This window comes from Simiduia litorea, assembly GCF_042853465.1.
Classification (GTDB): domain Bacteria; phylum Pseudomonadota; class Gammaproteobacteria; order Pseudomonadales; family Cellvibrionaceae; genus Simiduia; species Simiduia litorea.
Window position 1 is genome coordinate 1,690,261 of record NZ_AP031497.1, and the last position, 22,131, is coordinate 1,712,391.

General features: G+C 52.1%; 16 protein-coding genes. 14 read left to right on the forward strand and 2 right to left on the reverse strand.

Translation table 11 applies throughout. From position 1 onward, the window contains the following. Positions 1–9: 9 nt before the first annotated feature. The 14 genes from ccmI to ACGHTT_RS07470 all read left to right on the forward strand — a co-directional run bounded on the left by ccmI (position 10) and on the right by ACGHTT_RS07470 (position 17,727). Positions 10–1,257: a c-type cytochrome biogenesis protein CcmI gene (ccmI, locus tag ACGHTT_RS07405; protein WP_390594479.1), complete on the forward strand. Its 1,248-nt coding sequence runs from the start codon at positions 10–12 to the stop codon at positions 1,255–1,257. Between the two features lie 176 nt (positions 1,258–1,433). Next, the gene (gene smc, locus ACGHTT_RS07410; protein ID WP_390594481.1) at positions 1,434–4,943 is read left to right on the forward strand and encodes a chromosome segregation protein SMC; all 3,510 of its coding nucleotides are present in this window, start codon (positions 1,434–1,436) and stop codon (positions 4,941–4,943) included. A gap of 70 nt (positions 4,944–5,013) precedes the next feature. Next, entirely contained in the window at positions 5,014–6,072 is a 1,059-nt protein-coding gene (gene zipA / locus ACGHTT_RS07415) for a cell division protein ZipA (RefSeq protein WP_390594483.1), read from the forward strand. A 42-nt stretch (positions 6,073–6,114) separates the two neighbouring features. Continuing rightward, a complete protein-coding gene (gene ligA / locus ACGHTT_RS07420; RefSeq protein ID WP_390594484.1) occupies positions 6,115–8,148 on the forward strand; it encodes an NAD-dependent DNA ligase LigA in 2,034 nt (677 codons plus the stop codon). Next, a complete protein-coding gene (locus tag ACGHTT_RS07425) occupies positions 8,148–8,753 on the forward strand; it encodes a transglycosylase SLT domain-containing protein (RefSeq protein WP_390594485.1) in 606 nt (201 codons plus the stop codon). The genes ligA and ACGHTT_RS07425 overlap by 1 nt, the downstream gene beginning before the upstream one ends. A 104-nt stretch (positions 8,754–8,857) precedes the next feature. Then, positions 8,858–9,289: a hypothetical protein gene (locus ACGHTT_RS07430; RefSeq protein WP_290262393.1), complete on the forward strand. Its 432-nt coding sequence runs from the start codon at positions 8,858–8,860 to the stop codon at positions 9,287–9,289. A 3-nt stretch (positions 9,290–9,292) separates the two neighbouring features. Next, positions 9,293–10,147 (forward strand): HAD family hydrolase, encoded by an 855-nt coding sequence (locus tag ACGHTT_RS07435; RefSeq protein WP_390594487.1) that lies wholly within the window; start codon positions 9,293–9,295, stop codon positions 10,145–10,147. A gap of 28 nt (positions 10,148–10,175) precedes the next feature. After that, on the forward strand, positions 10,176–10,421 hold the full coding sequence (locus ACGHTT_RS07440; protein WP_390594488.1) for a hypothetical protein: 246 nt from the start codon (positions 10,176–10,178) through the stop codon (positions 10,419–10,421). Positions 10,422–10,431: 10 nt separating this feature from the next. Then, complete coding sequence (locus ACGHTT_RS07445; RefSeq protein ID WP_390594489.1) at positions 10,432–11,481, forward strand: AraC family transcriptional regulator ligand-binding domain-containing protein; 1,050 nt, start codon at positions 10,432–10,434, stop codon at positions 11,479–11,481. A gap of 158 nt (positions 11,482–11,639) precedes the next feature. Further along, positions 11,640–13,439, forward strand: a complete 1,800-nt coding sequence (locus ACGHTT_RS07450; protein ID WP_390594490.1) for an acyl-CoA dehydrogenase C-terminal domain-containing protein — start codon at positions 11,640–11,642, stop codon at positions 13,437–13,439. 16 nt (positions 13,440–13,455) lie between these two features. Beyond that, positions 13,456–13,782 (forward strand): SCP2 sterol-binding domain-containing protein, encoded by a 327-nt coding sequence (locus ACGHTT_RS07455; RefSeq protein ID WP_390594492.1) that lies wholly within the window; start codon positions 13,456–13,458, stop codon positions 13,780–13,782. A 97-nt stretch (positions 13,783–13,879) separates the two neighbouring features. Next, positions 13,880–15,490 (forward strand): AMP-binding protein, encoded by a 1,611-nt coding sequence (locus ACGHTT_RS07460; RefSeq protein ID WP_390594493.1) that lies wholly within the window; start codon positions 13,880–13,882, stop codon positions 15,488–15,490. 346 nt (positions 15,491–15,836) lie between these two features. Further along, positions 15,837–16,976 (forward strand): patatin-like phospholipase family protein, encoded by a 1,140-nt coding sequence (locus tag ACGHTT_RS07465; RefSeq protein ID WP_390594494.1) that lies wholly within the window; start codon positions 15,837–15,839, stop codon positions 16,974–16,976. A 112-nt stretch (positions 16,977–17,088) separates the two neighbouring features. Beyond that, a complete protein-coding gene (locus ACGHTT_RS07470; RefSeq protein ID WP_390594495.1) occupies positions 17,089–17,727 on the forward strand; it encodes a TetR/AcrR family transcriptional regulator in 639 nt (212 codons plus the stop codon). 28 nt (positions 17,728–17,755) lie between these two features. Here the strand turns inward: ACGHTT_RS07470 and ACGHTT_RS07475 are convergent, their stop codons facing one another. Together ACGHTT_RS07475 and acnB are read right to left on the reverse strand one after the other, a co-directional pair. Then, the gene (locus ACGHTT_RS07475; protein ID WP_390594496.1) at positions 17,756–19,360 is read right to left on the reverse strand and encodes a diguanylate cyclase domain-containing protein; all 1,605 of its coding nucleotides are present in this window, start codon (positions 19,358–19,360) and stop codon (positions 17,756–17,758) included. A 41-nt stretch (positions 19,361–19,401) separates the two neighbouring features. Beyond that, positions 19,402–22,026 carry a bifunctional aconitate hydratase 2/2-methylisocitrate dehydratase gene (gene acnB, locus ACGHTT_RS07480; protein ID WP_390594497.1) on the reverse strand — a complete coding sequence of 875 codons (2,625 nt, stop codon included), beginning with the start codon at positions 22,024–22,026 and terminating at the stop codon, positions 19,402–19,404. Positions 22,027–22,131: the final 105 nt, after the last annotated feature.

Consider the following 22,131-nt stretch of genomic DNA (forward strand, 5'->3'; position numbering starts at 1 on the left):
GAAAAGTAGATGACTGTATTTTGGATAGCGGCGCTGCTGATGGCGTTGGTGGCGGGCGTTTTTATCTTATGGCCATTGCTTTTTAAAGGCCAAAGCGCGGCAGCAGGGCGGGGCGAGACCAATATCTCTATCTACCAAGGCCGCAAGGTCGAGTTGGATGCACAATTGGCGGCGGGCGAGTTGGATCAGCAATCTCACCAAGCCATGCTCGACGAGCTGAATTTTTTGTTGTTAGACGACACCCGAGAAGCCGACACCCTTGCGCCGGCGAAGAGCACCGTCAATACCAGCCTTTGGGTGCTATTACTGGCGGCGGTGCTCTTGCCCGTTGCCGCTGGGCTTTGGTATTGGCAGCATGGCGCCAGCCAAGAAGTGGCGCTGCGGGGCATGATGCAGCATATCGACAGCCCCCAAGATGCGGAACAGGTGGTGCAGGTGTTGCGCGGCACAGTGGCCAAAGACCCAGAAAATACCCAGAACTGGTTCATGCTTGCGCGCCTATATATGGAGCTTGGCCAGTACGCCGATGCCACCATGGCGTATTTAGAGGTGGTGAATCGCGAGCCGGAGGCGGCCGAAGTGGTGGCGGAAATGGCACAGGCGCTGTTTTTGGCATCGAATAACCAAATGACGCCGGAGGTGCGCAAGATCAACCAGCGCGCCCTGCAGCTCAACCCGGAAAATGGCACCTCGTTGGGCTTGGCGGGCATCGATGCCTTCGAGCAAAAACGCTACCAAGAGGCCATAGATCTGTGGCAGAAGGCCATGTCTAAATCCACGCCCGGCAGCCCAGCCTACAATGCGCTGCAAGGTGGCGTAGCCCGCGCCCAAGCGGCATTAGGTGGCGATGCGGCCGCAAGCGAACAGGTGGCTGGCGCCCAAGCACCGGCGAGTCAGCCCGATGCAAGCGCTAAGCCGAGCATTCAAGTGCGGGTTACCGCCGCCAGTCAGGTGCCGCTAAAGGGGCAAACCTTATTTGTCTACGCACGCGCTTGGCAGGGGGCGAAAATGCCACTAGCGATTCAGCGCCTGAATGCCAATAGCTTGCCGTTAACGGTGACTTTGGACGACAGCATGGCGATGATGGCCGGCATGTCTCTGTCTAGCGCCGGGGAATTAGAAGTGATTGCACGGTTATCCGCGTCTGGCAGCCCGGCGCCGCAACCCGGCGATTGGCAGGCTGCAACAGGGCCTGTGAGCCTAGCGCAGGGCAGTGTGGCGCTGGATTTAGAGATTGCCACTCAAGTGCCACAGTAGGATGAAATGGGGGCGACTTCTGTGTAGAATCGCCCCATCTTTGGGCGCCAAAACATGGCCGGCAGGGACAGCCTCCTAGGCGCGTCATGGACGCGCTGGTCGGCTGCCTCCCGTAAGGTTTAACTGCCCATAAATATAGAAAAATCAGTACCTTATTTAAAGAGTGAAACTGTTTCATGCGGCTTAAATGTATCAAGCTGGCCGGGTTCAAATCCTTCGTGGACCCAACCACCGTAAATTTCCCGTCCAACTTAGGTGCCGTGGTCGGCCCGAACGGTTGTGGCAAATCAAACATTATTGATGCCGTGCGCTGGGTGATGGGTGAGTCTTCCGCGAAGAACCTGCGCGGCGAGAACATGACCGATGTTATTTTTAATGGCTCAGCTGGCCGCAAGCCGGTGGGGCAGGCCTCCATCGAATTGGTATTCGATAACTCGGAAGGCAAGTTACTGGGCGAATACGCCAGCTACGCCGAAATCTCTATTCGCCGCAAGGTGACCCGCGACTCGCAAAACTTTTACTACCTAAACGGCAACAAGTGCCGGCGCCGCGACATCACCGATATCTTCTTGGGCACCGGCCTAGGCCCGCGCTCCTATGCGATTATCGAGCAGGGCATGATCTCCCGTTTGATCGAAGCGCGGCCAGAAGATCTGCGTATTTTCATCGAGGAAGCGGCCGGTATTTCCAAGTACAAAGAGCGCCGTCGCGATACCGAAAACCGGATTCGTCGCACCCATGAAAACCTCGAGCGCTTAACCGATATTCGCGACGAGTTAGAGCGCCAAATATCGCGCCTTGAACGCCAAGCCCAAGCGGCGGAAAAATACGGCGAGTACAAAAAAGAAGAGCGCGAGTTAAAAGCGCAATTGCAAGCCTTGCGCTACCGCGTGTTGGCGGAGCAAGTGGCAGTGAAGCGCACGGCTATTCGCGAGTTGGAAGTTGATGTCGAAGCCTTCGTGTCGGCGCAAGTGAATAAAGACACGTTGATCGAAAAATATCGGGTGCAGTACACAGAACTTGGCGACAAGTTTAACGAAGTGCAGGGTCGTTATTACGCTATTGGCTCAGACATTGCCCGCATCGAACAAACCATTACCCACACCCAAGATCGCGTGCGCCAGTTGACGGTCGATCTTGAGCAAACCCGCCGAGACTGCAAAGAAGCAGAAGAACACTTGCGCTTGGATTCCGATAAAGCCGAGGGCTGGCAGGCCGAGTTGTTGGAAATTGAACCAGAATTAGAAATGGTGCAATCGGCCGGCGATAACTCTGGCGAGTTGTTGTTGGAAGCTGAAGAGCAGATGCAGCAGTGGCAAATGGAGTGGGACGAATTTAACCAACGCGCATCTGAACCGCGGCAAAAAGCCGAGGTACAGCAGTCGCGCATTCAGCATTTAGAGCAGGTGCAATCGCGTTTGCTCGAGCGCATTCGCAAGCTCGATGAAGAAAAATCGCAACTCACCGCCGGCGATGTGGAAGAAGAAATTGCCGAGTTGAGCGAACAGTTATCTGAGCTTGAACTCGACGGCGAAGAGAAGCGCGATCGCAATGAGCAAATTGGCGACGACATTAACGAGCTGCGCGAAGCCAACAACCAGATTAGCAACACGCTGGATGAAAAGAAAAGCCGTTTGCAAACCTTGCGCGGCCGCCATGCGTCGCTCGAAGCCTTGCAGCAGGCAGCCCTAGGCGAGCAAAACAAGGTAGTGACGCGCTGGTTGGAAAATCAAAACCTCGCAGACAAACCGCGTTTAGCCGAAGGCTTGCGCGTGCGCGACGGCTGGGATAAAGCGGTGGAAACCGTGCTGGGCAATAATTTGCAGGCCGTGTGCACCGATGGTTTAGATTCTGTTGCGGCGGTATTAGACAGCCTAACCCAAGGCCAGTTGTTGTTAGTTGATGGCTCGGCGCAAGTGACAGCTGCGGCGTCGACCAAGGCCACCACCTTAGATTCCTTTATTGAAGCCGATGTCAGCATCGCGTCTTTGGTGGGTCAAGTTTACGCGGTGGAATCCTTAGCCGAGGCCTTGGCACTGCGTTCAAACCTGAGCGCTAACGAATCGGTTATCACCAAAGATGCCATCTGGATTGGCCCCAACTGGCTGCGTGTTGTGCGCGATACCGATGCCACTGCCGGTGTGATCGCGCGCAAGCAAGAGCTGGAGGAAATTTCTGCGGAAATTACCGAGCTAGAAGCGTTAGTTGCCAGCCAGTCCGAACAACAAAGCCTTGGCCGCGAGCGCTTGAAAGAACTTGAGCAAAGCCGCGAGCAGTTGCGCCGCGCCTTAGATGAGCACGGCAAGCGGTTTAGTGAATTAAAGGCGCAGCTGTCTGGCCGGCAGGTGCGGGTAGAGCAAATTCTTGAGCGCAAAAAACGCATCACCTCGGAAGTGAGCGAAGCGCGCGAACAAATGGAGCTAGAGGCGGAGAATCTCTCCGAGGCGCGAATGACCTTGGAAGAGGCCATCGATGCCATGGAGCGCGATACCGGTAAGCGCGAGGAATTAATGACGCGACGCGATGGTATTCGCGCCAAGTTGGATGAAGCGAGGCAAAAGGCCCGTCACGATAAAGATCGCAGCCATGAACTGGCCATGCGCGTGCAATCGCTACGCACCCAGTTGCAAGCGATTCAATCCGGTATGTCGCGCTTGCAGGAGCAGTCGGTGCGCTTGTCCGAGCGTCGCGAGCAGCTTGAAGCGGCCTTGTCGGATAATCACGATCCAATCGAAGAGTACAAACTCGAGCTTGAAGCGCTGCTGGAAAAGCGTGTCAGCATTGAAGCCGAGTTGGGTACCGCCCGCAAAGCGTTAGAAACGGTAGAGCACGATTTACGCGCTGCCGAACAGCAGCGCAACCGCGCCGAGCAAGACGTGCAAAAAGTGCGCGGCAACTTGGAGCAAGAACGCCTGGCGGCACAAACCTTGGAAGTGCAGAAGCAAGGTTTCGAAAACCAGCTCAAAGAAGAAGAGTTCGAGCTGGAGGCGCTGCTGGAAGCCCTGCCCGAAGACGCACAAGAAGAGCCCATGGTGCAGACGCTGGAGCAAATCGGCAATCGCATCACGCGCTTAGGCCCCATTAACTTGGCAGCCATTGAAGAATACAAATCAGAATCCGAGCGCAAACATTATTTGGATGCGCAGAATGCCGATTTGATGGAAGCGCTGGACACCTTGGAAAACGCGATTCGCCGTATCGATCGCGAAACTCGCACCCGCTTTAAAGAAACCTTTGATCAGGTCAACAGCGGTTTACAAGAGCTTTTCCCGAAAGTGTTCGGTGGCGGTCACGCCTATTTAGAGTTAACCGGCGAAGATTTATTAGACACGGGTATCGCCATCATGGCGCGGCCACCGGGCAAGCGAAACAGCACCATACACTTGCTCAGCGGTGGTGAAAAAGCGCTCACGGCCATTGCCTTGGTATTCTCTATTTTCCGCTTGAACCCAGCACCTTTCTGTATGTTGGATGAGGTGGATGCGCCACTCGATGATGCAAACGTAGGTCGATATGCGCGCATGGTTGAAGAGATGTCGGCCCATGTACAGTTTATTTATATTACCCATAATAAGATTGCCATGGAGATGGCGCATCAATTACTGGGTGTGACTATGCATGAGCCTGGTGTGTCTCGCTTGGTAACAGTGGATGTGGAGGAAGCAGCTGAACTTGCTGCGTCCTAATTAATAACTGAGATGTGTTCGACGCAAATTATGAAAGACTTTACTACTGACGCTACGAAAGGATTTCGCCATGCGTGAATGGTTAACTGTCATTATCGCTTGTTTGATTATCGGCGTATTACTGGATGGCCTTAGGCGCATGCGCGCGGCTAAACGCGGCGACATGAAAATGTCACTGAGCATGCACAAGGGCACCAATAAGGATGACCTAGCGGCTTACGGCAGCGAGTTGCCAAACGGTGGCGCACGCGTTGTGGCTAAGCGCGAAGCACTGGCGGCGAAACAAAAGGCTCCCAGCCCGCAGCCCACAAAACCTGCCGCTAAGGCGCCAGCGGCTAAAGCAACCCCAACAAAACCTGCCAAGCCTGTTGCGCCGCCGGTTACCCAAGCTGAATTGGATTTGGATCAGCATGTGCCCTTGTTGATGAATGTTGACGACGATCCAGCGGCCGAGCCTTTGGATATATTTGACGATGATGAAAACCGGCGTGAGCCGAGTTTCAGCGCCCGCGCCGATGTAGATGATGAGATTGATGCGGCCGATGCGATTGAAACAGAGGATGACGTTGTTGAAGACGAGCAGGACGATTACGATAAAGTGCTGTTTTCTGGCCGCAGCGACCCAGTGAAAACACAAGAGCCGACTACCACAAGTTTTACCGCGGCAGACGAGGGTATCGACGAGGTCGAGCCCGAAGAAGTGTTCGTGATTAATGTGATGGCGCCAAAAGGCGAGGTGTTTATTGGCGAGGCGATAAAAGACGCGATCTTAACCGCCGGCATGCGCTTTGGTTCGCGCAAGATTTTTCATATGCATGAGGATCTTGATGGCGAAGGTGCCATTCAATTTAGTTTAGTGAATATGGTGCAGCCTGGTGTATTTGATCTGCACAAGATGGATCAAATTGAAACGCCGGGCCTGAGTTTATTCATGACTTTGCCGTCCGAGGCAGAGAGTTTGCCGGCCTATGAAGCTATGGTAAAAGCGGCCAGATTTTTGGCCGAAGATTTAGGCGGTGAATTGCGCGATGAACAGCACAGCACCTTAACAGCGCAAACCATAGAACATAATCGAGCCCGGGTCTCGGAATACGAGCGCAAGCAACAGCTTGCCAAAGCCCGTCAATAAACATCTAAGGCGCTACGGCGCCTTTTTTACATAAGAAAATGTATGAGTGTTGAAACCTTGTTGGCTGAATACGAAGCCTTGAAGTCACAGTTGAATTACCACAACTATCGCTATTATGTGTTGGATGATCCGCAGTTGCCGGATGTCGAATACGATCGCCTGATGCAGCGTTTACAAAATATTGAAGCCCAGCAACCTGAGTGGGTTAGTGCCGACTCGCCCAGTCAGCGCGTGGGAGCGGAGCCACTCAGCGCCTTTTCGCAAGTGACGCACGCAGTACCCATGTTGTCGCTCGATAATGCCTTCGACGAACAAGACATGCTCGATTTTAATAAGCGCCTACAAGATCGTTTAAAAAGTAAAGACGATATTGAGTATGCCTGCGAACCAAAATTGGATGGCATCGCCGTGAGTTTGCTGTACCGAGATGGACTGTTGGTGCAGGCGGCTACCCGTGGCGATGGTGCCGTGGGCGAAGATATTACCGTCAATGTGCGCACCATCGGCTCTGTGCCTTTGCGTTTACAAGGCCAAGGTTTTCCGCCGGTGTTAGAGGTGCGGGGTGAAATCTATATGCCGCGGGCCGGTTTTGATTTGCTCAATGAAAAGGCCCGCGAGCGCGGCGAAAAAACCTTCGTCAATCCGCGTAACGCCGCGGCGGGAAGTTTGCGTCAGCTCGATCCTAAAATTACCGCCAGCCGGCCACTGCAATTTTGCTGCTATAACGTTGGCTTGGTTGAAGGCGCCGACTTACCTGAGCGCCACACCGATGTATTACTGGCCTTAAGTACTTGGGGTTTTTTAATTAACGCAGAAATGCGCGCCGTAATGGGCGTACAGGGTTGCTTGGCCTATTTTGCTGAGTTGGGTGAAAAACGCCAAGGCTTGAGTTACGACATCGACGGTATTGTGTTTAAAGTCAATCACCGCGCCCTACAACAACAGTTGGGTTTTGTTGCACGCGCGCCGCGCTGGGCGATTGCCCATAAATTTCCCGCACAAGAAGAAATGACCCAGCTGTTAGATGTGGAATTTCAGGTGGGAAGGACCGGTGCGATTACACCTGTGGCGCGGTTAGAACCGGTGTTCGTTGGCGGTGTGACTGTGTCGAATGCAACGCTGCACAATCGCGATGAAATCGAGCGCTTGGGCGTCATGATTGGCGACACAGTGATTGTCCGTCGCGCGGGCGATGTGATCCCGCAAGTGGCCTCGGTTATTATCAGCAAACGCCAGGCCAATGCGCGACCGGTTATTTTTCCCAGTCTTTGCCCAGTCTGTGAATCACCCGTGGTGCAAGTGGAGGGTGAGGCTGCAGTTCGCTGCTCCGGCGGCGCCGTTTGCCCGGCGCAGGTGAAAGAGGGGATAAAGCATTACGTGTCGCGCAAGGCCTTAGATGTCGATGGCTTAGGCGATAAGTTGGTCGAACAATTAGTGGATGAAGGTTTAGTGACTGCCATCGCCGATCTCTATTCTTTACACGAGAAAAGAGCGCAATTATTGGCGCTAGAGCGGATGGGAGAAAAGTCTGCCGACAATTTACTGGCTGCCATTGAAACCAGTAAAAAAACCAGCCTAGCTAAATTTTTATTCGGTCTTGGTATGCGCGAAGTGGGCGAGGCAACGGCAAGATCGTTGGCCGCGCATTTTGGTAAACTTGAGGCATTAATCGGCGCGTCGAAAGAGAATTTGCTAGCGATTGATGACATAGGCCCAGTGTCGGCTGAGTCTATTGTGGCTTTTTTCGCAGACGAAAAACAACGTCAACAAGTGCACGCATTAATCGCGGCCGGCGTAACTTGGCCCGAGCATGAACCTGCTGCTAAAGACGCCTTATTACTCGCCGGTCAAACCTGGGTGTTAACCGGTAGCCTTGAAACCTTGAGTCGCGACGAGGCGAAAGAAAAACTCTTGGCGCTTGGTGCCAAAGTGGCTGGTAGTGTCTCGGCCAAAACTCATGTGGTGGTAGCTGGGCCAGGTGCGGGTTCAAAGTTGGCCAAGGCGCAAGCGCTTGGTATCGAGGTGCTCGACGAAGCCGGGTTATTGGAAAAATTTACACAGTGGGGTGTGAGCTAATGGCTAAGTGCGGATGGTTTTTTTTGTTGTGCACGCTGTTTTTGAATGCGGCGTGCACGACGTCGCCACCGCGCAATCCCGATAATCTCTGTGACATTTTTCGTGAAAAAGACGATTGGTATGACGATGCAAAGAACGCGGAAAAGCGGTGGAAGTCACCCATCGCCTCAATGATGGCGATCATGCATCAAGAGAGTCGGTTCGTGGCCAAGGCCCAGCCGCCAAGAACAAAAATATTGTGGATTTTTCCAGGCCCTCGGCCGAGCAGCGCCTACGGTTATTCGCAGGCGAAAGATGAAACTTGGCGTTGGTATCAAAATAACAGCGGCAACAGTTGGTCAAACCGCGACGACTTTGGCGATGCGATCGATTTTATTGGTTGGTATAACTACCAAAGCGGCCGCATGTCTAAGGTGAAGTCGAACGATACCTATCATTTGTATTTAGCCTATCACGAGGGCCACGGCGGTTTTAATCGACGCACCTTTAACAATAAAGCGTGGTTAAAAGATGTGGCGCGCAAAGTGTCGGCGCGAGCTAATCGCTATAACCAGCAGCTAAATGGCTGCCGCGAGGATTTAGAATCCTCCTGGTGGCCGTTTTGATTACCCCATAGACCGATAGTAGATGGGTGATTGTTGCCCATCGCGGTTTTCGGTACAGTGCTAAACAGACTTTTTGCCCACTACTAGAGACGAGGCTGTGTGCTATGTATAACGATCAGGAGTCTATCGTATACGGTTGCATTAAAGATGTGAGCGGTGCATTAAATGACCAAGAGCGGCGCAAAGTGAATGCCCGTGCCATGGGGTCTTTGCCCGACGCCGATGATTGGCCTTTCCTGTGCCGAGACATGTTCTCTACCCCCGTTATTAATCACTCGCTTAGCCAATACCACACCGACGTTATGCATTTCGGCGCGTCCTATAAAGCGGTGGAGTACGAGTGGGAGGAGTGGCTAGCCAAGTTTGAAGACCTGCTCGCAGGCATGTACTGGGTTAGCGCAACGGTGCATTTAGAAACCGAATTGTCCGGCACCCACACCTTTACGTGGGAATCTAATGGTAGCTATCACGCGCCGGGTTCCGGCGGCATTTCGGTGCGCTGTGAATGGAGTCACGAAGGCGGCTTACACGTTTAATCCATGGAAACTCTTCATTTAGAGCAACTTGCACAAAGCGAGTTGCCAGCGTCATCTATTCGTCTTGCTTATTTTGATATCGACGGCACCTTATTGGATGCCGACGGGGCACTGTCGGCGACCGTCGCTCAGGCAATCAAGCGTATTCAACAGCAGGGTGTTTTGACGGCTTTTGCAACCGGTAGGCCGCCTTTCGCCGCGGCGGCACTGCAGCGCCAGCTCGCCATGAGCGCGCCGAGTGTGTTTTATACCGGTGCGCTCTGTGAGGCCGAGGGGCTTAGTCATGCGGATCACACCTTGACCCTGGTGGAGCTGGCGCCATTATTGATGCAGGCTGAGGCGCAGGGGTTTCATTCGGAAATCTATTATCGCGACCATTACCGGGTCGAGTCTATGAGCGATATTGGCCACGAGCACGCGCGCCACTTGGGTGTTGCGCCAGTGCTTGATGCCATCAATGCTTGGCCCGATCAGCCCGTGTACAAATTACTGTTAGGCGCAAATTTGGCGCGTGACCCCCAGGGACTGACCGCGCTAGAGAAAAGTTGGCCGCAATTTCAATTTGCTTATGCACACTTACCGTCGCGCCCCCTGTGGCAGTTTGCTAGCGTGGTGTCGCGCGAGGTGAATAAAACCGCATTGTTTCAGCAGCTGCTCGCTTATCATGGCTTAGCCCGCGAGCAGGTTATTGCCTTTGGCGACGGCGGTTCAGATTGTGAGTTTTTACTCTCGGCCGGGGTGGGTGTGGCAATGGAAAACGCGTCCTTTGCCGTCAAGGCTTGCGCTGATTTTGTGACTCGCTCGTCATCAAAAGATGGCGTAGCCTATGCACTCGATAGGCTAATCCCGTCGCGCTAGGCGATTATATTCAGTATTTGGATTGTGAATGATTATTGGTCGATTGTTTAAGAAAAAGGGTTCGCTAGCATTGAGCTTGGCGGCCTGTTTAGCCTTTGTTTTAGCGGCTATTTTGGCGTGGGAGCTGCCCATGAGTGAAGTCTTGCGCTTCACCTTAGCCAGCCTTTTAGCGCTCTTAGTTATCATGTTTGCCGCCGCCTTGACGGTGGTTCTTGTGCATCTGTTTGCGCATTTATGGCGTAAACTATGGCACCTTCTGTTTAGCAAAGATTAATGTAATTTACATGGCTCAAGCCGACGTCAGTGTACCCAGTGAATATGCCCGAACTCTGCTGCAAACCGTGGCGGAGAATGGCGGTAATCGCGATCAATTGATGCTGGAATTAGGTATTGCTGAGGATGAGCTCACGCCCGGTCGAGGCTTCTCTGCACTCAAGTACGGCCAGTTGTATCAGCGCGTTATGCGGGTGATGCAAGATGAATGTTTTGGCATGTTCAGCGGCGGCAAGGTCCGGCTTGGGTCTTTTCGGCTCTTGTGTCTCACGGTTATACAATCCACCAATCTCCGTCAGGCCATCGTCCGCTCTGGCGAGTTTTGTGAGATTTGCCGCGGTTTTCTTGTTCGGTCACGTCTCTTGGAGCCCTTGCCCGGTGTCGCGCGGGTGGAAATGTGCGGTATTAGCTCGGTCACGCCAGAGGCCTTCGCTGAGATGGTCGCGAGCGCCACACCGAATCAGGTGCGCACGAGTTTGGCGGTATGGCAGCGCTTTAATTCCTGGCTAATAGGCCGAGAGATACCGCTGACCGGCATTTACTTCGCCTTTTCCTGTCCCGATGAGTTTCGCGAAATGGCCGAGTGCTACCCAGCACAATTGCACTTTGATCAAGCCTTCACAGGTTACGAGTTCGATGCCAGTTTCTTGGACGCACCGGTGGTGCAAAATCAAGATACCCTGATGGATTTCGTGCGCTCGGCGCCTTATCACTTGGTGATTAGCGATGCCAGCCAGCAAAGTCTGAAGGCGAAAGTGAGGGCTATCTTGTCGAAAGATGTGAGTGGTAGCCAACCCAGCGCCGAAGACGTGGCCTCGCGCTTAAACCTATCGGTCACCACGCTAAGGCGTAAACTCCAAGCCGAAGATACCTCTTATCAGCGCTTGAAGGACGAGTGCCGCATGGAGGCCGCGTTCCACTATTTGAGCTGCCCTGAACTCACCAATAGCTGCATCGCGGAGCGCTTGGGCTTTGACGAAAGCAGTGCCTTTTTCCGCGCCTTTAAAAAGTGGACCGGTGTTACCCCTGGCGACTACCGCAAAGGCTTAGAAAAGCCCTAATTCCCCATCAGAGGCCGCTATTTGCGCCTACACTTGAGCCGAAGCCACCCCGAGGCGCGCAAAAATGTCAGCTAATGTGGTTGATTTCGCTATTGAGAGCCAAGGCGTAATAACGGATTCTGTGGCAATACCCAATCGAATAACCAGAGGTTGATGACATGAGTGATTACAAAGCCCCGTTGCGCGAAATCCAATATGTAATGTGGGAGCTGCTTGGCTATGAGCAGCATTACCAGTCTCTGCCCGGCGGTGACGAGGCGAGCTCAGACGTAGTTAACGCCGTGATTGAAGAGGGCGCTAAGTTCTGTGAGAACGTGTTGGCACCTCTCAATGCCGTGGGCGATAAAGAAGGCTGCACGTGGAATGATGGCGAAGTGACCACGCCAACCGGCTTTAAAGACGCTTACCAGCAATATGTAGAAGCGGGTTGGCCGTCTATGTGTCACCACGAAGAGCACGGTGGCCAAGGTCTACCACAGTCCTTGGGTACTATCTTGAGTGAAATGGTAGGCTCTGCTAACTGGTCTTGGGGTATGTACCCAGGCTTGTCGCACGGCGCTATGAATACCATCGAAGCGCATGGCACGGCCGAGCAAAAAGAGCATTACCTAACCAAATTGGTTGAGGGCAGCTGGACTGGCACCATGTGTTTGACCGAGCCTCATTGCGGTACCGACCTCGGCATGCTGCGCACCAAGGCCGAGCCAAATGCCGATGGTTCTTACAATATTTCTGGCACTAAGATTTTCATCTCGGCCGGCGAGCACGACATGGCGGAAAACATCGTCCATATCGTGTTAGCGCGCCTGCCTGACGCACCGGCTGGCACCAAGGGTATCTCCCTGTTCATCGTGCCTAAGTTCAACGTTAACGCCGATGGCTCAGTGGGCGAGCGCAACGCGCTGAAGTGTGGCTCGCTCGAGCACAAGATGGGCATTCACGGTAACTCGACCTGTGTGATGAACTTTGATGGCGCCAAGGGTTTCTTAATTGGCCCGCCAAATAAAGGTTTGAACTGCATGTTCACCTTTATGAACACCGCTCGTGTGGGCACCGCCTTGCAAGGTTTGGCGCACGCTGAAGTAGGCTTCCAGAAGTCTTTGGAATACGCCCGCGACCGTCTGCAAATGCGCGCCCTGTCTGGCCCTAAAAATCCCGATGGTCCAGCCGACCCAATCATCGTGCACCCCGATGTTCGCCGTATGCTGCTGACGCAAAAAGCCTTGGCTGAAGGCGCGCGTATGTTGATCTATTACACGGCGCAACAGGTTGATATCGTTGACCGTGGTGAAGACGAAGAAGCCCGTAAGGTGGCCGATGAGCTACTGGGCTTCTTAACCCCGATTGCCAAGGCGTTTGTTACTGAAACCGGCTTTGAAGCCGCCAACTTAGGCCTACAGTGCTTTGGTGGTCACGGCTTTATCGCCGAGTGGGGCATGGAGCAGAACGTTCGCGATTGCCGCATCTCTATGTTGTATGAAGGTACAACCGGTATTCAAGCGCTCGATTTATTGGGCCGCAAAGTGTTGATGACCAACGGTGAATCGCTCAAGCGTTTTACCAAGATTGTGCACAAGTTCTGTAAGGCGCAAGAAGGTAACGACAAGGTCGCCGAATTTATTACGCCGTTAATGGCAATTAATAAAGAGTGGGGCGAGTTAACCATGCACATTGGCTTGTTGGCCATGGAAAACCCAGAGGAAGTGGGCGCGGCGTCGGTAGACTTCTTGATGTACTCTGGTTACGCCACGCTGGCTTATTTCTGGGCTATGGCAGCTGCCGATGCACAGGCTAAGTTAGACAGTGGGGCGGCGGATGCAGCTTTCTACGAAGCCAAGCTCAAGACCGCTCGTTTCTACTATCAGCGCTTGTTGCCACGCACTCGTGCGTTGGTTGACACCATGAAGTCTGGCGCCAACAACTTGATGGCTCTGGAAGCAGAACACTTCGCTTTCTAAACTGGAATAGGGCCAAGTGGCATTTACTTTCCAGCAATTGCAGCAGCGATTCGAGACCAGCTTTAGGCCAGAACAGGCCGCTGGTATCGACTCGCTGTTTCAGTATGTCATTCCCGATGGCAGTAATTTCTATATGCGTATAAAGTGCGGGCAGTTAGATTTTAACGCCGGCGACGCGTCATCTTCCGCAGACTTAACCATTACCATGGAATGGAAAACCCTTGATGAACTGTTTCAGGGGCGAGTTAGCGGCATGCAGGCCTTCATGTTTGGCCATATCAAAGTGGCGGGAAGCCTGGCCTTGGCGTCAAAGCTGATCGAGGTTTTCGCACCCATAGATTAAAACGTGAGCGCAACAAAACTAGGGGTAATGGCATAGGCGATTACCAGCACAATAACTCGTAGCCGATAACGATAAGAGTGACGGTGGAGGAGGACACGTGATAGATACTAATAGCACTGTGGTTGAAGTGTTAAACAAAGCTTGCGAAACCTTTGCAGGCAATCCAGCGTTTACCTGTTTGGGTCAGACCATGACCTTCGCAGAGTTAGATCATTTGAGTTTGCAGTTTGCCTGTTATCTACAGCAGCGCACTGAGCTTAAGCCCGGTGATCGCATTGCCGTGCAGCTGCCTAATTTATTGCAATACCCCGTGGTTGTATTTGGTGCCTTGCGCGCTGGCCTGACGGTTGTAAATACCAATCCTTTGTACACCCAGCGCGAGCTCGAGCACCAATTAAATGACTCGGGTGCTAAGGCGTTGGTTGTGCTTGCCAATATTGCCGATGTGGCTGCTCAGGTAGTGGACAGAACTGCCGTTAAGCAAGTGATCGTGACCGAAGTCGGCGACTTACACCCCCCTATTAAGCGGTTTTTGATCAACGCGGTATTGAAATACGTAAAGCGGGAAGTCCCTAAGGTTTCGTTTAAGCACCAGGTCAGCTTGCGCTCTACTTTCCAAGCGGGTGACTTGAACCGCTATGAGCCGTCTTCGCAAGAGCCGCAGGATATTGCTGTGTTGCAATACACCGGTGGCACTACAGGCGTCGCTAAAGGTGCGATGCTGACGCACGCCAACTTGGTTGCCAATATGCAACAGGTACGCGAAATGCTTGGTGATTCGGTCAGTATCGGCAAGGAGCACTATGTTGCGCCACTGCCGCTGTACCATATCTACGCCTTTACGCTGCATTGCATGACGTTGCTGGCCGCTGGCTGCCAGTCGACCTTGATTCCTAATCCCCGGGATATTCCAGGCTTTGTTAAAATGATCAAGGGTAAGCAGATAACCGGTTTTGTCGGCTTGAATACCTTGTTCAATGCACTCTGCCGCGATGAATCCTTTACCAAATTAGACTTTTCATCACTCCATACCACCGCGTCTGGCGGCATGGCACTGACCACGGAAGCCGCTAAACGCTGGCAGGAAGTGACTGGTTGTGTGGTGGGTGAAGGCTACGGAATGACCGAGACATCACCGGTAGTGTCCTTTAACCCGCCAGCCGCCATCCAGCAGGGTACGGTAGGTTTACCGGTACCCGAAACGGAATTGAAAGTCATCGACGAAGCGGGTAACACCTTGGCACAGGGCGAAGCCGGTGAGCTTTGCGTGCGTGGCCCACAAGTGATGAAAGGCTATTGGCAGCGCCCCGAAGAAACGGCCAAGGTTTTGGATGCCGAGGGCTGGTTGAAGACTGGCGATATGGCGGTCATTCAAGAAGACGGTTACGTGCGTATTGTGGACCGGAAAAAGGACATGATTATTGTGTCTGGCTTTAACGTCTACCCGAATGAAGTCGAGGATGTCATTTGTCAGCATCCAGGCGTGATCGAGGCAGCAGCCGTCGGTTTACCGGATGAAAAAAGTGGCGAGCAGGTTAAGCTGTTTGTGGTGGTTTCAGATACTAGCTTAACTGAAAAAGATATCATCGCTTTTTGCCGTACCAACTTGACCGGTTATAAAGTGCCGCGCAGCGTTGAGTTTAGAACCGAGTTGCCGAAATCAAATGTCGGTAAAATTTTACGGCGAGAATTAAAACCTGCAGCATAGCGGTGTTCATAGCCTCTGTTAGTCTAGATTGCAAAATGCCAGCTCAATGCTGGCATTTTTGTATGAAAATCGTTCAATTTTCACCTTATCAAAGGCATAGGCTTGCTTGATCGGCGATATTTCGTCAATCTAGCGCAATTCGTTGGACTTAGCAGGAATATCCCATGTGGCTCGATCTGCATCACCCCATGCGGCGTGGGAAGGTTGAATACCGTTTTTTGAAACCTGATGGACGCTTCAGTGTCCATCTTTTACTTACTCAATGTGTGACTGTGAAAGTCATCGGGCAACGAGGCGCCGGCCAGGTTTTCCAAGTTATTTCTCATCTAGGGAAGATTACCGTCATATGAAGAGTGCTCTTGTTCTTTCCGGTGGCGGCGCACGCGCGGCCTATCAAGTGGGGGTTTTACAGGCTTTGGCCGAGATCCTTCCCGCTAGCCAGAAAAACCCGTTCCCCATAATTTGTGGCACCTCGGCCGGTGCTATTAACGCGCTTGCCATCGCCAGTCATACCGGGTCTTTTCGGGAGTCCGTGACTGACCTAGTGGGTATGTGGCAAAACCTCACCGTCGATCAAGTGTATAAAAATTCGCTTGGTGATTTACTGCGCGGTGTCGGCAAAATAGGCCTGTCTTTTTTTAACCAAGGAGTGGGTAAGGCTCAGCCGATCGCGTTGTTAGATAACTCGCCGCTGCATCAACTGATTCACGATAACATTCATTTTAAAAATATCGCGCCGGCGATTGAAAGCGGCAGTTTAGATGCTGTTTGTATTACCGCGATGGGTTATTCATCGGGAGAGTCGGTCAGCTTTTTTCAAGGCAAGCCTGAGTTGAGAGGCTGGCGTCGCTACCATCGTATCGGCACACCCACGCAGTTAGATGCGCGTCACTTATTGGCATCGTCGGCGATACCCACGATTTTCCCAACCGTGCGTATTAATAGAGAGTATTTTGGTGACGGTGCATTGCGGCAGTTGGCGCCAATTAGCCCGGCTTTACACCTAGGCGCGGATAGAGTTTTTGTGGTGGGGGTGAGTGGTAACAGAAACCCCGAGCACTGGGGTAAGCGGCGGCCGGTACGCCATTCACCGTCGATGGCGCAAATTATCGGTCATTTGTTTAATGCCGCCTTCGTCGATAGCATGGAGGCCGATATTGAGCACTTAGACCGAGTGAATAAATTGCTTAACATGGTACCAGAAGAGAAGCGCAAAGAAGCCGGCTTGCCCCTGCGCACTGTGGAAAGTCTGATTATTTCGCCGTCTCAAGAGCTGGATAAAATTGCAGGGCGAAAAGTGCGCTATTTACCCAAAACCTTGCGCTGGTTTTTCAGTTCTACCGGCGCAACTGCAAAAGGTGGCGGCGCGACGGCGGCGAGTTATCTTTTGTTTGCGCCCCAGTTTTGCTCCGAACTGATTGAGTTAGGCTACCAAGATACGATGTGGGAGGCCGATACGGTGCGGGCATTTTTTGCTCAAAAATAAGCGACTCGAGCGATCAGCGGTTGGTCTAGGAGTGTCGAGAGGGCAGTGGCTAGTCGACTATTACGCTAAAATTCCACAGAGCGAACGCAGAATAAAAAATAGAGATCGAGTAATGAGCGATTCAACCAAGTCTCGTCGTGCAAAAGGCGAACAAACGCGACAAACTATTTTAGAGGCTACCCTGAGATTAATTGTTGAGCGCGGTCATCATGCAGTGACGCATCGCGCTGTGGCGGCCGAGGCGGGCGTCAATCTATCGTTAACGACATATTACTTCAAAGATTTACAGGAACTTATCCGGCATGCCTTTGAATTCTATAGCGAGCGTACAGGGAAGGCTGTGGGCGATGTTTGGTCTGCTATTAATTCCCAACTGGATTCCATGAGTGTTGATACTGGGGCGCAAAAGGCTGAGGTTGCTGATTGGTTGGCGACAGTGGCGGCTGAATATATCTTAGATGAATTCAAAAATAAAACCGATAATCTGATTCTAGAGATGACGCTGTTTTATGATTTACATCTTGAGAAAGGATTGCGCGATATTGGCTATCAGTTAAAAACACGATTTAAATCCGATTTTGTTGCGGTCTGCCATCGTCTAGGGTCCGATCAGCCTGAAATTGATGCGGCGCTTTTGTTGGGCGAAATGCAGCGCTTGGAATACCAGGGTTTAACTGAGGGTGGCGAACTTACTAAAGAGCAAATTTTTCTACAGCTTAACCGTTTGATTCGCTTGTTTATGAGAATTTAATGTTTGAGTGTTTAGTCCGCCTGAATGTTTATTCTTTACTATTTTCAGCTTCGGTAACTGTGCATTTTCCTCCACGCATTTTTGCCCGATATAACGCTTTATCGGCGCGTTCAAACCATTGCTCGAAGTCATCGGCTTGGCGGTATTGGGCTATGCCAATGCTGCAGTGAGCTACCGGCGTACCAGGTTTCGTTATTGTTTCCAATTTTTTATGTATGCGTTCTGCAAGTATGCTTGCCGATGCAGTATCGGTGTTGGAGCTGACAATAATAAATTCCTCGCCACCCCAGCGGGCGCAAAAATCTGTTTCTCTGACGACGTTAATTAAAGTAGCTGCAAAGGTTTTTAATATGCTGTCGCCGATGTTGTGCCCATATTGGTCATTGATGCTTTTAAATTTGTCCAAATCTAGCACTAGTAGCGTGAGTGGGAATTCTTGACGGCGCCAACGGATTAATTCTTTCTCTATATGCTCCAGAATACTTTTTCTATTAAGTAAACCTGTTAAGTTATCGTGTGTAGCAAGGTGCAGAAGATGTTTATGTTGGATTGACAGTTGTGCATGTACTGCTTTCAGCTCCATATTTTTCTCCAGCAAAAGGCTGTTCGTCTTTTTACTGGTGCGGTACCGCTCAAACAGCAACAGCAGTATTAGTAATAATGCCAAGCCCACTTTCCAGGTCAGGCTGTAATCAGTTTTGGCGGTGATGCCGATTGGGTTCCAGTTGCTGTAGATACGGGAGTGATCTTGATAGGAAAAGTTGTCTATGGCTAATTCTAAAATGGCTAGCAGTTCAGGATTGTTTTTATTAACTGCTAGACGCAATTCGTCTCCTTGTGGCAAGTCAGTGGCAATGTGAAGATTTGATAGACCGGCATTTTGAATGTGGCGAGTTACCGCGAGTAGTGAGCCCGCGACGGCGTCTACGTCACCGCTTGAGACGCGCATTAAACCAGCGAGTTCAGACGCAACCCGCACAAGGGCTATTTCTGGATGTGCGTTGCGTAGGTTTTCCTCCTGCATATAGCCGTCAATGACGGCTAAAGATTTGCCACGCAGGTCGGAAAGGCTTTTGATACTGCTCATTTGGCTATTGCGAACGACCAATACATTAGGGTCTGTAAGGTAAACTTCTGAAAATTTGGCGTAGGCTTCCCTCTCTTCTGTGCGATTCAACATGGGAATGAGGTCGCATCGGCCTTGATCGAGATAGTCGAGCGTTTGGCGCCAGCGCGAAGTGGGGACAAGAACAAAAGGGATTTCGAGGCTTGTGCTAAGGAGCTCGACATAATCCTTTGACATGCCTATATGAACACCGTTTTTTATAGCTTCAAATGGCATCCAGTTGGGGTCAACACAATAGGTGAGTTGCTTTTTGGAGGCGAGGTAAGCGTGTTGTGCTGGAGTGAGCGCCAGCAAGCTTGCCTGTGCTGAAAATGTTAGTGCGCATAAATAAACACTAAGCGACGCCAGCGTTAGATTTTGAAACCTTGGTGAAATGCTCGACACTGTTGATCCTAGAAGAGGTCTATGGGCAGCTGTGATGATTGGTTTGAGTATAGATGCTATTGGCATATTTGGCGGAGGTGTTGCCGCCGCAACGCAGAGCAAAAAAAAGGCCCGTATTTTCATACGGGCCTTTTTTGATCGTTTGCAGATCGACAGCGAATGGATTACATCACAACATCCTGAATCTGAACGGCGGCGATGCGCTTGCCTTCGTCTGCAGATTTTTGGAAGGACTCAATTTCGTTGAAATTGAGGTAGCGATAAATCTCACCGCTCATGCTATCTAACTTGTCTGCATAGGATAGGTATTCCGCCGGTGTTGGCAGTTTGCCCATCAGTGCTGCAACCGCAGAAAGTTCTGCAGAGCCCAAGAATACATCGGCACCGGTACCCAAGCGATTCGGGAAGTTACGGGTGGATGTAGAAATGGCTGTTGAGTTGGGTGCAATACGCGCTTGGTTGCCCATGCACAGAGAGCAGCCTGGCATTTCCGTGCGTGCGCTCTTGCGGCCGAAGATGTTGTAGTAACCTTCTTCCATCAACTGGTGCTCGTCCATTTTTGTTGGCGGTGCAATCCATAGACGGGTAGAAAGCTCTTCTTTCGCTGCATCGAGTAACTTACCGGCGGCGCGGAAGTGGCCGATGTTGGTCATGCACGAACCGATGAACACTTCATCGATCTTGCGACCAGCTACTTCAGATAACACTTTCGCATCGTCTGGGTCATTCGGGCAGCACACGATAGGCTCTTTGATATCGGCTAAGTTGATGTCGATAACTGCGGCGTATTCGGCGTCTTTATCGGCTTCCATCAGCTCGGGGTTGGCCAACCATTTTTCCATGTTGCGGGCACGGCGCTCCAGGGTGCGAACATCGCCGTAACCTTGCTCGATCATCCAGCGCAGCATGGTGATGTTAGAGGTCAGGTATTCCTTAATGGGCGCCTTATCTAACTTGATGGTACAGCCGGCAGCGGAGCGCTCCGCTGAAGCGTCAGACAATTCGAAAGCTTGTTCCACCTTAAGATCTGGCAAGCCTTCAATTTCTAGGATGCGGCCAGAGAAGATGTTCTTTTTGCCCTTCTTCTCAACGGTCAGTAAACCTTGTTTGATGGCGTACAAAGGAATGGCATGTACCAAATCGCGCAGGGTGATACCGGGCTGCATTTTACCAGAGAAGCGCACTAATACAGATTCAGGCATATCCAATGGCATAACACCGGTTGCCGCAGCGAAGGCAACAAGGCCTGAACCCGCAGGAAAGGAGATGCCAATGGGGAAGCGGGTGTGCGAGTCGCCACCGGTACCGACGGTATCGGGTAGCAGCATGCGGTTCAACCAGCTGTGAATAATGCCGTCACCTGGGCGCAGCGATACACCGCCACGGGTCATGATGAAGTCGGGCAGGGTGTGCTGAGTGTCAATATCCACGGGCTTGGGGTAAGCCGCTGTGTGACAGAAAGACTGCATGGTTAAATCGGCAGAGAAGCCCAAGCAAGCCAAGTCTTTCAGTTCATCGCGGGTCATGGGGCCGGTGGTATCTTGCGAGCCCACGGTGGTCATTTTGGGTTCGCAGTAAGTACCAGGACGCACGCCTAAGCCTTCTTTCAAACCACAGGCGCGACCGACCATTTTCTGGGCCAAGGTAAAACCCTTGGTCGAGGCGGCGGGAACATCGGGTTTGCGGAACAGAGTAGAGGGTTCCATACCGAGGGCGGCGCGCGCTTTTTCGGTTAAACCGCGGCCAATGATCAACGGAATGCGACCGCCGGCTTGTACTTCGTCCAGAATTACGTCGGACTTCAATTCAAACTCAGACAGTACGTCGCCCGACTCGCTTAAAATTTTGCCGTCGTAAGGGCGTACTTCAATCACGTCGCCCATGTTCATTTTTTCAACTGGGGCTTCGAAAACTAAGGCGCCGGCATCTTCCATGGTGTTGAAGAAGATAGGGGCTACGTTGTTGCCGATACACACGCCGCCAGCGCGCTTGTTGGGCACACCGGGAATGTCGTCGCCGAAGAACCACAAGACTGAGTTAGTGGCAGATTTACGGCTTGAGCCGGTACCAACCACGTCGCCAACGAAAGCAACCGGTAAGCCTTTGGCCTTGATTTCAGCGATTTGCTTGAGAGGGCCGGTGGTGCCGTTGTCGTCTGGCGTTAAGCCGTCGCGCGACATTTTGTACATGGCATTGGCGTGCAAGGGGATGTCTGGGCGTGACCAAGCATCTGGCGCCGGTGACAGGTCATCGGTGTTGGTTTCACCAGTGACTTTGAACACGATCATTTTGGTGGATTCGGGTACTTTGTTGCGCTTGGTGAACCACTCGCCCTTAGCCCAAGATTCCATGACCGCTTGTGCGTTGGCATTACCGGCTTTGGCTTTTTCTTGTACGTCGTGGAAGGCGTCGAACATGAGCAAGGTGTGCTTCAGTTCTTCGGCCGCCGCTTTAGCCAATTTGGCATCATCGAGTAGGCTAACCAACGTTTCGATATTGTAACCACCTAACATCATACCCAGCAGTTTTACTGCTGATTCTGGGTTGATTAGCGGCGATGTTGCCTCGCTCTTCGCCACGGCAGATAGAAAACCGGCTTTCACATAGGCTGCTTCATCCACACCTGGTGGTACGCGGTTAGTGATTAAGTCCAGAAGAGTGTCTTCCTCGCCTTTGGGCGGATTCTTTAATAGCTCAACCAGCTCGGCCGTTTGCTCGGCACTCAGGGGTTTTGGCGGTATACCTTCGGCGGCGCGCTCTGCGACGTGTTTACGGTAAGCTTCAAGCACGATGAATATCCTCTGTGTCTGTGATTAAAAGCGCCTGGCATGACCATGTCATTGGCTAGGTTACTTTCGTGGCCCGGGTAGCGCTAAATGGCGCTAACTGGGAAT